Source organism: Ruegeria sp. B1, from assembly GCF_056535885.1.
The window spans coordinates 3,677,159-3,690,135 of sequence record NZ_JBQFJA010000001.1; the positions used below are offsets into that span (position 1 = coordinate 3,677,159).

Genomic DNA, 12,977 nt, shown 5'->3' on the forward strand with positions numbered 1-12,977 from the left:
GCCGCCCGAGACAACGCCTCCGGCGGGAGTATTTTTCAAAAGATGAAGAGGCTATTCGCCGCGCGGGTAGCGCTGGCTGTCCTCAACGATGTTCAGATCCATGTGGTTGCGCATGTAGCGTTCGGACGCTTTTTGCAGTGGCTGGTAATCCCAAGGGTAGTAGCCACCTTGCCGAAGTGCCTCGTAAACGACCCAGCGACGGGCCTGACTGGCCCGCACGTCCGCGTCGAACTGTTCCAGATCCCAGCGCGCTTGGGATTTGGCGCGCAGAGATTGAAGAGTCCCTGCATGTTCAGGATGATCAGCCAAATTGTTCAGTTCGCTTGGATCATCGTCCATATCGAACAGTTGATCCGGGTCCAGAACGCACCGATTGTATTTCCACTTTCCATATCGCAAGGACACCAAAGGCGCATATGACGCCTCGGCTGCGTATTCCATCACAACCGGAGCGGTGCGCTCGGTACCCTGAGCAAGAGGTACCAGGTTTTCCCCATCGGTCCACGGCGCAATCTCGGCCATGTCCACATTGGCCAGTGCGCCCAGTGTCGGTGTAACGTCAATTGTCGAAACGGGTGTGTCGATCCGCCCAACAGACAAACCCGGTGCGGAGATCATCAGAGGCACCCGGGATGAGCCTTCGAAAAAGGTCATCTTGAACCACAAGCCCCGTTCGCCCAGCATGTCGCCATGGTCCGAAACAAACAGGATGATCGCCTCCTGACGGGTGGTATCCAGCACCTCTAGGATCTCGCCGATCTTGTCGTCCAGATATGAGATATTCGCAAAATATGCGCGACGCGATTTGCGGATGTCCTCTTGAGAAATGTCAAAGCTGCGCCAGTCATTCGCGTCGAAGATCCGCTTGGAATGCGGGTCCTGGTTTTCGTATCCGAGGTCCGCAACCTCGGGCATTAGATGTTCGCAATCTTCGTAAAGATCCCAGTATTTGCGACGCGCGACATAGGGGTCGTGCGGGTGGGTGAAACTGACGGTCACGCACCAGGGACGGTCATCTTTGCCGCGCGCCAGATCGTAGAGCTTGGCCTTGGCGTTGTATGCAACCTCGTCGTCATATTCCATCTGGTTCGAGATTTCGGCGACGCCCGCACCGGTCACGGATCCCATGTTGTGGTACCACCAGTCGATCCGCTCACCCGGTTTGCGGTAATCCGGTGTCCAGCCGAAATCGGCGGGGTAGATGTCGGTGGTCAGGCGATCCTCGAACCCGTGCAATTGGTCGGGCCCCACAAAGTGCATTTTTCCCGAGAGGCAGGTGTAGTACCCCGCCCGACGCAGATGATGGGCATATGTCGGAATATCACTGCGGAACTCGGCAGCATTGTCATAGACGCCCGTGCGCGACGGAAGCTGACCCGACATGAAACTGGCGCGACCTGGCGCGCAGAGCGGCGAGGCCGTGTAAGCATTTGCAAACCGTGTCGACCGATCCGCCAGTTTCTTCAGGTTCGGCGCATGGAGCCAGTCTGCGGGACCATCGGGAAAGAGGGTTCCGTTAAGCTGATCCACCATCAGGATCAGAATGTTCGGCTTTGTCATTTTTCGGCCTCAAGAAAGGTGTCAAGAACCCGCATCGCGTGATTTACCGCCAGTTGCGGTTCTTCCGGCGCGCTCAGCGCCGCCCTGATGTAGAGCCCGTCGATTAGAGCAATCATGTTCTCGGCCGCCTCGACCGGATCGGCGAGCAAAGGGCGCAAGGAAGAGATGAGGTTGGAGCGAATGCGCGCCTGATAAATCTGCCAAAGTCGCAACGCATCCTCGTTGGTCTGGGCCAGCACATAAAAGGTCATCCAAGCCGCAATCACGTCCGGTGTGAAACAGGATGGCGCAAAACACGCCCGTATGATCGCCTGGGCGCGTTCCTTCGGGGCTGCGGCTTTCAACTCACCACGGGCTTCTTCACCGAAATCCGCCAAGATCTGGCGCATGGCCGCCAGAAAAATCTGGTCCTTGCCGCCAAAATAATGATGCGCCAGCGCGCTCGACATGCCGGCCCGCTTGGCAATCTGGCTGACCGTGACATCAAGGGACTTTTTGACGCCCAGTTCGGCAATCGTCGCCCGGACGATTGCATCGCGGCGGATTGGCTCCATTCCGACTTTCGGCATCGCTTTCCCCTGAACATTCGTATATCATACAAACGCTAGGAGGTTTTTATTGACTCGTCAATCAATAACGTTTTGAGAGCTTTGGGCTTACAGCTTTGGCGCGATGCTGGGGGGTGTCAAGTCAGTGCGGTTCAAGACCGCTTCGCGCCATGAAATAAAGCTGACCGCGGCCAGGATCAACGTACCGCCGGCGATCACCCAAATGTCGACCCTCTCGTGAAATACCACGACGCCCAAAAGTGTCGCCCAGATCAACTGTAAAAAGGTAACCGGTTGAGTGACAGCCACCGGCGCCGCCTGCAAGGCCAGCGTCATGAAATAGTGACCTGCTGTGGCAAAGCAGGCGACTAGAAACAACACGCCGAGATCGTGCAGGCTGGGGGGCGTCCAGACGGCGATCGCAAATGGGATCAACACGACGGTCACCCAGATCGATAGATGCGCCACAACAACCGAAGGCGGCACATCCCGCACCAGAACCTTGGCCAAAAGATAGGAGCCCCCAAGTGTAAGAGCGGTTCCCAGCATGGCCAGGTGACCTGCCGATACCTCACGAAATCCCGGGCGGAGAATGATCAGGACCCCGATCAGGGCGACAAGGATCGCTGCAATGCGCCGAAAGGCCAGTTTTTCACCCAGAAACAAGGCTGCGCCGAGTGTGACGTAAACCGGGGTCATGTAATTCATCGCCGTCACCTCGGCCAATGGGATCTGGGTCATTGAAAAAAACCACAACATGACCGCAACGCCATGAATAATGCCACGCAGCCCGAACAGCGCAATACGCCTCCGCGTCAGATGGGTCGCCATGATCTGCCGCAGTGCAGGCAGCAAGAACACCAGCCCCAAAACATAGCGCAAAAACGCCGCTTGAATCGGGTCTATTGTGGTTCCCAGGGATTTGACCAGTGCTGTCATCACAACAAAGGACAACCCGGCGGCAAACATCCAGAACATGCCCGCGATCGGACGGGACGCAGTGAGTGAAGTCATGTCTACGGTTGAACACGGAAAGCCGGACGACGACAACCCTTCACATGACAAGTAATTTCCACGCAATGGCCAGCATGACGATACCGATCAGGACATCCAGCAGCTGCCATGCACGAGGGCGGGCAAATACGGGCGACAGAATTCTCGCGCCATAACCAAGCGAGAAGAAAAAGACAAAACTGGACACCATGGCCCCGATAGCAAATCCCAGCCGGTCGTCATATTGCGCCGAGATCGATCCGATCAGAACCACGGTGTCGAGATAGACATGTGGATTGAGCCATGTGAAAGCCAACACAGTCAGCAACGCGGCACGCAGAGTTGTGCGCTGGCCGGAACCGACTTCGAGCGCCGCCCCACCCTTCCAGGCTGACCAAAAGCTGCGCAATGCATACCAGGTCAGAAAGATCGCGCCGCCATACCGCATGACTGTCTCAAACCACGGCGCCGCCTGCGCCAGAGTGCCAAACCCCGCGACACCAGCACCGATTAGAATAGCATCCGACACAGCGCAGGTCAGGCAGAGAATGAAAACATGCTCGCGCCGCAACCCCTGTCGCAGCACAAAGGCATTCTGCGCCCCAATCGCAAGGATCAGACTAAAGCCAAGCGCAAACCCTGCGATCACGGATGTTGGCATGAAACCTCCTGTCATTCGAAATCTTGACTACTGGCAGGCGGCTCCTCTAACAAATTAAAGATACTGAATCGAATTAAGTCATACTTATGCTGCTTGATCCCAATCACCTGTCCGCCCTATCCGCAATCCTGCGCCATGGCAGCTTTGAAACCGCCGCCGCCGAACTGGCCGTTACGCCGTCAGCCGTATCGCAGCGCATCAAAGCCTTGGAGGATCGCGTCGGGGTCACGCTGATCAACCGAGGTTCACCCTGCACTGCTACACCGGCGGGCCTGCGTATCGCGCGGCATGCCGAGGATATCGGCGTGTTGGAGGCACAGTTGTCCCGGGAATTGACCCTGGATCGCGGGGGTGGACCGGCTCGGGTACGGATCGCAATACCTGCGGATGTACTGGCCACATGGTTTGTCAACGCGATGGCTCGGGTTCAGGACATTTTGTTCGACTTGGTGATTGATGATCAGGATTACTCGGCCGAGTGGTTGAAACGTGGCGAGGTCAGTGCCGCAATCACCGTTGGCGATCAGCCTGTGACGGGTTGCGATGAGATCGATCTGGGCACCTTGCAGTACCTTCCGACCGCCAGCCCCGACTTTGTGCGCCAATGGTTTGCGGAGGGCGTGACCGCTGCGTCGCTGGCGCGTGCGCCCTGTTTGACCTTCAACCGAAAGGACAGTTTGCAGAAAGCGTGGATGGAGCAGCAGGTCGGCCGCCGCGTCTCTCCACCTTCGCATTTTCTACCGTCATCGCAGGGCTTTGTGGAGGCCGCGATCCTTGGGTTGGGTTGGGGTATGAACCCAAAAGGGCTGGTTGACCGTCCAATCCAACAAGGCCGATTGTGCACGCTGCTTCCAGATGCGCCTTTGGATGTGCCACTTAAATGGCAGGTGGTTCGCGTTCTAGCCCCTGCCCTTCAGCCGTTGACGCGGGCCGTTCGGCAAGCCGCCAAAGACTATAACGCCTGACCAAGTATCGGGCCGATCCAGCTCAGGGTTGAACCGGTTGGGCTGTTTGAGGAACAACGATTCTGTAACACAGGACCGATCCCATCAGACTGATAAGAACGATGAAAACAATCGCCAACGAGACTTCGTGCATATGGGCGATACCCGCCAATGCAGCGGATATCACAACGGCGGAGATCCTGGATATGCTTTTGACGGCCGCGGACGCTCTGATGCGCTGATCTTTGGGGGCAACGTCGAGAAAATAGAGTTTCCGGGCACTGCTGACACCCGTCACTGCGACGGTAGCGACAAACAAGGATACCGCATGCAGATGCACATCATGATCAATGTGCAGATAATGCGCGGACAGCAATACAACACCTGTAATCACCACCATCAACGTTCCGGTGACCATCACCGCGCGATGCGATTTCATGTTCACCATCTGCCACAGCGGGGCCGCAACCAGGTAGCCTGACGCGGACGAAACGATCATCGCGGTCAGCCCTTTGGCAGTCGCATGGTGTTGTTCGGCGGTCAGCAGTGCGAAAAATGGAACCGAAAGTGATACAACCACCAACGGCATGCGCATGAGCATGTAGCGCCGAAACCATGGCTCGTCGAACATGGAAAGAATATCGCTGATATACGCAAAAAGAGACCGCTTTTGCGCAGGTTTCGCATCCGTCGGCGCCTTGGTGCGTTTGGACATTTCGGACATGGCCAGAATGGACAATCCGGACAGCAAGAAGAATGTCACCGACACCGCAATAACGGCCGTATGGCGCGAAAAGGGCGGATTGTCTTTCACGATCTGGTGCACCAAAAGCGCCAATCCAATTGCCCCGAGACCGCCGGCGCCCAATTGCAGGTAGCGCATCACCATGCGGGATTTCGACTGAACGTGATCGCCCAACAAGTCGGTGAACATCAGGGATTGTATCTCTTCGATCAGTCCGATCAGAAAAAAAGCGGCAACAAAGGCCAGCGCTGTCAAGGGAATCACACCCGTTGCCGCAACAACCAACGCCATTACGAGGCAGGCGCCGAGTGCGACTTCGGTCAGGGCAATCGCACGCTTCTTTCGCGGTTTGGCGGCAATCGTCTGAGCCAGGAATACGTCCGGGATCATACTGCCAAACATACGTACCGAGACCAAAGCGCCTGCTACAAACATGGGCAACTCAAGCGATACGGCCAAAAACGGCAATACGACGGACGGGCTGCCAAGGGTCCAGGCAACCTGGGACAGGATGCTTTGACCGGCCAGAACGGGCACGTTCCGTTTTGCTGGATTTGGCGGATTTTCAGCCATGCGGTCGCTTACTTTTTGCAATGCTCTTCAGAATGGAATTGTCCATCCGCGCTTCGGATCGTCAACATGTGTCGATTGGTTATACAGACTCCACGCCAAGCGGCCAAGAACTCAGGCATTTGTCAAAACGAAAATCCCGGCCACGTGGCCGGGATTTCGAAGCACGCATGTACTGTCACTGTTCGTTCACAGCTGCGCCATAACCTCATCCGTGGCTTCGAAATTGGTCGTCACGCGCTGCACGTCATCATCATCTTCCAGCGCGTCAACCAGCTTCATCAAGCGCTGCATGTCCTCCAGACCCAGCTCGGTGGTTGTGGTTGGTTTCCAGATCAGCTTGGTCGACTCGGATTCGCCCAGCGCGCTTTCAAGAGCGTTCGACACGTCGTTCAAATCCGTATCGGCGCACCAGATGATATGCCCGTCATCGGCGCTTTCGACATCTTCGGCACCTGCCTCGATCGCGGCCTCGAAAATGGTATCGGCATCGCCCGCAGTCGCGGGATAAACAACCTCACCCTTGCGTTCGAACATGAAGCCAACCGAACCCGTCTCACCCAGGTTTCCGCCGTTCTTGGAAAAGGTCGAGCGCACAGTCGACGCGGTCCGGTTGCGGTTGTCGGTCATTGTCTCGACGATCACGGCCACGCCGTTGGGACCATAACCCTCATACCGGATTTCTTCGTAGTCATCGCCCTCGCCCGCCTGCGACTTCTTGATCGCGCGGTCGATCACGTCCTTAGGGACCGAGTTCGACTTGGCCTCTTTCACCGCCAGACGCAGACGCGGGTTCTTGTCGGGATCGGGGTCACCCATCTTGGCGGCAACGGTGATCTCTTTCGACAATTTGGAAAACAGCTTGGACCGCGCGGCGTCCTGACGTCCCTTGCGGTGCTGGATGTTGGCCCATTTGGAATGGCCTGCCATAATGCGTCCTCGTGATGGTAATGCGTATTCGGCGCTCATATAGACGTTTGCTGGGCGCGGGATCAAGAGAGCGGCTTGCTCAAACACCGGCTGAAGGTATGGTGGCGGCATGACGACAGATCAGATTATTCTTTTCACGCTTTTCATCACCGTATTTGGACTGCTGCTCTGGGGTCGGTTTCGGTATGACCTTGTGGCCTTTGCCGCGCTCATGGTCGGTGTTGTCCTTGGGGTCGTACCCGTCGACCATGCGTTTGACGGGTTCGGGCATCCCGCAACGATCATCGTGGCGCTGGTTCTGGTGGTGTCAGCCGGGCTGGTCCGGTCGGGGGCTGTGTTCCTGATTACCCGCACGCTGGTCGATGCGTCGCGCGGGTTGGGCGCGCATATCGCTTTGATGGGCGGCATCGGAGCTGTCCTGTCGGCCTTTATGAATAACGTCGCCGCCTTGGCGCTGCTGATGCCGGTCGACATCCAGACCGCACGCAAGGCCGGGCGATCCGTTGGCCTGACGCTGATGCCATTGAGCTTTGCAACCATTCTGGGCGGGATGGTCACGCTGATCGGCACGCCCCCCAACATCATTATCGCATCAATTCGAGCGGAAACTTTGGGCGAGCCGTTTCGCATGTTCGATTTTGCGCCGGTTGGAGGACTGGCCGCCATCGCCGGGTTAGCTTTTGTGTCGTTGATCGGATGGCGGCTGATCCCGAACCGGGGACCGCAAACTGAAACGTCCGAAGCCCTTGCTGAATACATCGCCGAACTGACCATTCCGCCCGAGGCACCACAAATCGGCAAACGCGTCAGCGAACTATACGAGGCTGCCGAGAAATCCGATGTGGCGATCATCGGCCTGATCCGCGAGGGGAAACGGCGGTATGGGCGGTCCACGCATGCCACGCTGCGCGAAGGTGATGCGTTGGTACTGGAGGCCCGCCCCGAGGCACTGGACGAGTTCCGGGCGGCCCTGAGCCTCGATTTCTCGGACACTCGACGTCAGGAACTGCTGACTGCCGAGGGCGAAGGCCTTGAGGTGATTGAGGTCGTCGCCCCCGAAAGCGCGCGCATAACCGGCCGTACGGCCCAAGGGCTTGGACTTGCCTGGCGGCAAAGCACGGTTTTGATGGGCATCTCGCGCCAAGGTCGCCGGATCACCGAGCAGGTGCGCAAAACTGAAGTTGAAGCGGGAGATATCCTGTTGCTGCTTTGCCCCCGTGATCGCGGCGCGGATGTCACCGAATGGCTGGGATGTCTGCCGTTGGCACAACGCGGCTTGAACGTGACAGCCAATGAAAAGGCGTGGCTGGCCATCGGTTTGTTCGCAGCCGCCGTTCTGGCGGCCAGTATTGGCCTCATCTACCTGCCCGTTGCGCTGGGATTAGTGGTCATTGCCTATGTGCTGACCAAGGTTATGCCGATCAGCGACATCTACAATCACATCGAATGGCCGGTCGTTGTCTTGCTGGGTTCGATGATTCCGCTGGGCAGCGCCTTGGAGACGTCGGGCGGAACCGAATTGATCGCAAACGCGCTGGTGAACCTGACCGATGGCCTACCCGCCTGGGCCATTTTGACGGTCCTGATGGTCGTGACCATGACCCTGTCGGATGTGCTGAACAACACCGCCACAGCCATCGTGGCCGCGCCGGTTGGCATTCAAATGGCGCGAACACTGGAGGTGTCGCCGGATCCGTTCCTGATGACCGTTGCGGTTGCCGCCTCTGCCGCGTTCCTCACACCGATCGGGCACAAAAACAATACGCTGGTTCTGGGCCCCGGTGGCTATCGCTTTGGCGACTACTGGCGCATGGGCCTGCCGCTTGAGGTCCTGATCATCGCGGTTTCCGTCCCCGCGATCCTTGTCTTCTGGCCGCTTTGAGCGCTAAAGGCGGGGCATGAAACGCTTTTTGATCTTGCAACTGCGCCCTGAGACGGATGCCTCGGATGCCGAATATGCATCCATTCTGGACAAGACCGGATTGCCGCCCGAACAGACTCACCGGATCCGGTTGGACCGCGAAGACTTGCCGGTGGGGATAGACGTCACGGACTATGCGGGTGTCATCGTCGGCGGCGGTCCCGGTTGTGTCAGCGATGATCCGGCGGAGAAATCCGAACTGGACGCCAAAATCGAGAGCGCAATCATGGGTTTGATGCCCCAGATTACCAATCACGATCATCCCTTTATGGGCTGCTGTTACGGATTGGGTATCCTGGCGGCGCATCTGGGGGGCGATGTCAGCAAGGCGCAGTACAGTGAACCTGTCGGGCCGTCGTCTTGCAATCTGACCGATGCAGCCGCGACCGATCCGATGACCAGAGGACTACAACCGGTTTTTGACGCTTTTGTTGGACACAAAGAAGCTGTCCAGTCCTTGCCCGAGGGCTGTGTGCATCTGGTGACCTCTGACCCCTGCCCGTTTCAAATGATCCGATGGGGCGAAAATGTCTACGCCACGCAGTTTCACCCCGAGGCTGATGCCAAGGACTTTGAGCAACGCATCAACATATACAAACATCACGGCTATTTCCCGCCCGAGGACGCCCAGCGCCTGATCGACATGTGCAACGCGGCGGAGGTCACACAGCCGGGTGAAATTCTGCGCCGGTTCGCCGAGCGTTACGGGTGACCCAACGGCGCGGTTGCCTGCACCTTCGGCCCTCGCATAGGCTGGCCCGAACGGCTTTGGGAGGAGGTGTTTCTTGGATCTGCTAATCACTGTTGGCCTACCGATCTCGCTGGCCATTATCATGTTGTCTTTGGGTGTCGGGCTGGAGATTGCCGATTTCCGTCGTGTACTGCGCCGGAAGTACCCGTTCGCCATCGGTGCGTTGTGTCAGGTTGTTCTGTTGCCGGTCGCCGCCTTTGCAACGGTGAAGATATTCGCGCTGCCGCCTGAAATCGCGGTCGGCTTCATGCTGCTAAGCTTTTGCCCGGGCGGCGTGACCAGCAACATTCTGTCCAAGCTCGCCAAAGCAGATGTCGCACTGTCCGTGAGCCTGACAGCCGTGATCAGCCTGTTGTCTATCCTGACGGTCCCGATCCTTGCCGCATGGTCTATCAATTACTTCTTAGGTGAGGATGCGCCAGAGGTTTCGATCAGCGGTCTTGCGATTGCCATGTTCCTGATCACAACCTTGCCGGTCGCACTTGGCATCAGCCTGCACCACTTTGCACCTAGCGTGGCAAGTCGCATCGACGCGCCGCTGTCCAAATTGGCGACGGTTTTGTTCGTGTTGATCGTTCTGGCAGCGCTTGCCGGGAACTGGCAGCTGTTTGTCGACAATCTTGGCATTATGGGGGCCGGTCTGGTCTCGCTGAACATTGCCCTCTTGCTGATCGGATTAGGTCTGGCGTGCGCCGCAAATCTGTCGTGGAATGAGAGTAAGACGATCTCGATCGAGACCGGAATTCAGAACTCGACGCTGGGGATTACCCTGGCGGCCCTGATAACGAGTACGGAAAGCGGCTTTAGCCCCCTGGCTTTGCCATCCGCGGTGTATGGGATCACGATGTATGCCGTCGCGGTTCCGTTTCTTGTCTGGTACCGCAACCGCTGAAAGGACAGCCAATGACCAACAACACTGCAGATGCGATTGTGGTCGGCGGTGGTCTGGCCGGCCTTGCAGCCGCCGCAGAGCTGGGCGATCGCGGCAAAAAGGTGATCATTGTTGATCAGGAGCCCGAGCATTTTCTGGGCGGTCAGGCCTTTTGGAGCCTGGGCGGGCTGTTCATGGTCGACACGCCCGAACAGCGTCGAATGGGAATTCGGGACAGCCACGACCTGGCGCTTCGCGACTGGATGGGCAGCGCGCAGTTTGATCGGGATGAAGACACCTGGCCACGCAAATGGGCCGAGGCCTACGTGGAATTTGCGGCAGGCGAAATGCGCCCGTGGTTGCACGATATGGGCTTGCGCTGGTTCCCGGTCATCGGCTGGGCCGAGAGAGGCGGGTCCTACGCAGACGGGCACGGAAACTCTGTCCCGCGGTTTCACATCACTTGGGGGACCGGCCCCGGTGTACTTGAGCATTTCATTCGCCGGGTACGGGAACACGCAAGCAATGGCCTGATTCAGCTGAAGTTTCGCCATCAGGTCAGCCACATCATCGTGCAGAATGGGGTTGCCAAGGGTGTTTCTGGCGAAGTGCTGGCCGATGACACAGTACAGCGCGGCGGCCAGACCAACCGGGACGAGGTCGGCGAGTTCGAGGTCTACGCGCCATCCGTCATCGTGACGTCGGGCGGGATCGGCGGCAATTTCGAAATGGTGCGAAAAAACTGGCCGCGGGATCGGTTGGGGGAGCCACCGCGGGACATGGTGGCCGGTGTGCCGTTCCATGTGGATGGACGCATGATCCCCATCAGCGAAAAGGCCGGTGGTCATGTCATCAACGGTGACCGGATGTGGCATTACACCGAAGGGGTGCGGAACTGGGACCCGATCTGGCCCGCGCACGGCATCCGTATCCTGCCCGGACCCAGCTCGATGTGGTTCGACGCCAAAGGCAATCGCCTTCAACCGCCCTGCCTGCCGGGGTTCGATACGCTTGGCACGCTGCGTGAAATCCTGAAAACCGGTTATGAGTACAGCTGGTTCGTCCTCACGCAGAAAGTAATCAAAAAGGAATTCGCGCTGTCCGGATCGGAGCAAAACCCTGATTTCACATCGGGCAGCTGGAAAGAGGTCATCCGCCAGCGCATCCTGTCCGGTTCAAAGGCGACCGCCTCTGTCGAGGCATTCAAGGAAAAAGGCGAAGACTTTGTGGTTGCAAACACGCTCACCGAGCTTGTTGGCGGCATGAACCAACTCGGCGGCGGCCTGATCGATGAGAGCCACCTGCGTGCCCAGATCGAAGCGCGGGATTCGCAGGTCGACAATCCGTTCTCCAAGGATGCGCAGATGATGGCAATCTTGGCGGCGCGTAACTATCGCGGCGACAAGCTGATCCGCACGGCCAAACCGCACAAGTTCCTTGATCCGGCCAACGGGCCGCTGATTGCGGTGAAATTGCATGTCCTGACGCGCAAGACCCTGGGCGGGCTACAGACAAACCTCGACAGCCAGATGATCGGTGCAGACGGTCAGGTTATCCCCGGCCTGTTTGCGGCAGGCGAGGTCGCAGGTTTTGGCGGCGGCGGCTACCACGGCTACAACGCTTTGGAAGGCACGTTTCTGGGGGGCTGCATTTTCTCCGGCCGCAATGCCGGGCGCTCAAGAGCCGTCGCCTGACGACCCCGACTTACTTGCGTACGAACTGAACCACGGGCTCTCCTGCTGCGTCCAGCATGGCCAGAGCGTCACCCTGCATTGCGTAGGTAGTAACACCTTGCAAAGCTTTGAAGAACTCGCGTTCCACCTCATCCAGCGGCGGTGGGCAGGCCATGAGCGTCGCCGCCATGTTATCGGGGAACTCCATGCGGTTGCCGGATATCTCCGCCTGACCGTTGAACCTGTTGCAGCCACCGGTTCCGGCAAAAGCTCCACCCTGCGCAAAGGCTATTTCCGGCCGCCTCTCGGTCTCAATCGGTGCGCCATTCAGCACAGCGGCAACCCACTCTGTGTTTTCCAGCATCGCGGCACGCTGCGCTTGCGTTTGGATCAGCAGTAGATCAATCGAGTTGCCCGCACCGTCAGTCAATACTGGATAGGCGGTATCTGTCGTAAACAGCAGTGTCTGACCCTGAAAGATCGAACCGCGCACGACATAACGATTGCGTTCCTGAATTAGGGCCTCATCATATGTCAGTTCAAACGCGGCAGGCACGCCGTCCAATGCATAGCGTTGCGCGGCCAAAGTGATCGCGGGCGCATCCGCCAATGAAACGTCCTGTAGTTCGACAAACAGCGTGGCGTCGGGTGGTGTTGCAATACGTTCACGATAAGTGGCGGTGCCTTGGACCGTTCCAGCAAATGCGGTGCCGCACAGTGCGGCCCAAATCGCGGTGCCAGCCAATGTGATGCGTCCTATTCCAGACATGTTCCAAATCCCTTTTGCAAATCCTATTCACAAAAGATCGT

Annotated in this window: 12 protein-coding genes; 5 read left to right on the forward strand and 7 right to left on the reverse strand. The window is 58.0% G+C overall.

The features are described from left to right. Positions 1 to 51: 51 nt before the first annotated feature. The 4 genes from betC to ACR3ES_RS18260 all read right to left on the reverse strand — a co-directional run bounded on the left by betC (position 52) and on the right by ACR3ES_RS18260 (position 3,762). On the reverse strand, positions 52 to 1,560 hold the full coding sequence (gene betC, locus ACR3ES_RS18245) for a choline-sulfatase (protein ID WP_170433779.1): 1,509 nt from the start codon (positions 1,558 to 1,560) through the stop codon (positions 52 to 54). Beyond that, the gene (gene betI / locus ACR3ES_RS18250) at positions 1,557 to 2,129 is read right to left on the reverse strand and encodes a choline-binding transcriptional repressor BetI (protein ID WP_170433781.1); all 573 of its coding nucleotides are present in this window, start codon (positions 2,127 to 2,129) and stop codon (positions 1,557 to 1,559) included. The genes betC and betI overlap by 4 nt, the downstream gene beginning before the upstream one ends. Positions 2,130 to 2,216: 87 nt before the next feature. After that, positions 2,217 to 3,122 (reverse strand): DMT family transporter, encoded by a 906-nt coding sequence (locus tag ACR3ES_RS18255; RefSeq protein ID WP_170433783.1) that lies wholly within the window; start codon positions 3,120 to 3,122, stop codon positions 2,217 to 2,219. A 40-nt stretch (positions 3,123 to 3,162) separates the two neighbouring features. Then, complete coding sequence (locus ACR3ES_RS18260) at positions 3,163 to 3,762, reverse strand: LysE/ArgO family amino acid transporter (RefSeq protein WP_170433785.1); 600 nt, start codon at positions 3,760 to 3,762, stop codon at positions 3,163 to 3,165. 86 nt (positions 3,763 to 3,848) lie between these two features. On the opposite strand from ACR3ES_RS18260, the gene ACR3ES_RS18265 reads away from it, so the two are divergent. Then, positions 3,849 to 4,727, forward strand: a complete 879-nt coding sequence (locus tag ACR3ES_RS18265; protein ID WP_170433787.1) for a LysR family transcriptional regulator ArgP — start codon at positions 3,849 to 3,851, stop codon at positions 4,725 to 4,727. A 22-nt stretch (positions 4,728 to 4,749) separates the two neighbouring features. On the opposite strand, the gene ACR3ES_RS18270 is transcribed toward ACR3ES_RS18265, so the two are convergent. Continuing rightward, the gene (locus ACR3ES_RS18270) at positions 4,750 to 6,024 is read right to left on the reverse strand and encodes an MFS transporter (RefSeq protein WP_170433789.1); all 1,275 of its coding nucleotides are present in this window, start codon (positions 6,022 to 6,024) and stop codon (positions 4,750 to 4,752) included. A gap of 186 nt (positions 6,025 to 6,210) precedes the next feature. Further along, positions 6,211 to 6,951 carry a YebC/PmpR family DNA-binding transcriptional regulator gene (locus ACR3ES_RS18275; protein WP_170433791.1) on the reverse strand — a complete coding sequence of 247 codons (741 nt, stop codon included), beginning with the start codon at positions 6,949 to 6,951 and terminating at the stop codon, positions 6,211 to 6,213. Positions 6,952 to 7,060: 109 nt separating this feature from the next. Between ACR3ES_RS18275 and ACR3ES_RS18280 the strand changes: the two genes are divergently transcribed. The 4 genes from ACR3ES_RS18280 to ACR3ES_RS18295 all read left to right on the forward strand — a co-directional run bounded on the left by ACR3ES_RS18280 (position 7,061) and on the right by ACR3ES_RS18295 (position 12,188). Continuing rightward, the gene (locus ACR3ES_RS18280; protein ID WP_170433793.1) at positions 7,061 to 8,833 is read left to right on the forward strand and encodes an SLC13 family permease; all 1,773 of its coding nucleotides are present in this window, start codon (positions 7,061 to 7,063) and stop codon (positions 8,831 to 8,833) included. 16 nt (positions 8,834 to 8,849) lie between these two features. Then, entirely contained in the window at positions 8,850 to 9,584 is a 735-nt protein-coding gene (locus ACR3ES_RS18285) for a glutamine amidotransferase (RefSeq protein WP_170433795.1), read from the forward strand. Positions 9,585 to 9,657: 73 nt separating this feature from the next. Continuing rightward, the gene (locus ACR3ES_RS18290; protein WP_170433797.1) at positions 9,658 to 10,515 is read left to right on the forward strand and encodes a bile acid:sodium symporter family protein; all 858 of its coding nucleotides are present in this window, start codon (positions 9,658 to 9,660) and stop codon (positions 10,513 to 10,515) included. A gap of 11 nt (positions 10,516 to 10,526) precedes the next feature. Continuing rightward, positions 10,527 to 12,188: an FAD-binding dehydrogenase gene (locus tag ACR3ES_RS18295; RefSeq protein ID WP_480424145.1), complete on the forward strand. Its 1,662-nt coding sequence runs from the start codon at positions 10,527 to 10,529 to the stop codon at positions 12,186 to 12,188. A 10-nt stretch (positions 12,189 to 12,198) separates the two neighbouring features. Here ACR3ES_RS18295 and ACR3ES_RS18300 read toward each other — a convergent pair whose 3' ends face one another. Continuing rightward, the gene (locus ACR3ES_RS18300) at positions 12,199 to 12,936 is read right to left on the reverse strand and encodes a YbaY family lipoprotein (RefSeq protein WP_170433799.1); all 738 of its coding nucleotides are present in this window, start codon (positions 12,934 to 12,936) and stop codon (positions 12,199 to 12,201) included. Positions 12,937 to 12,977: the final 41 nt, after the last annotated feature.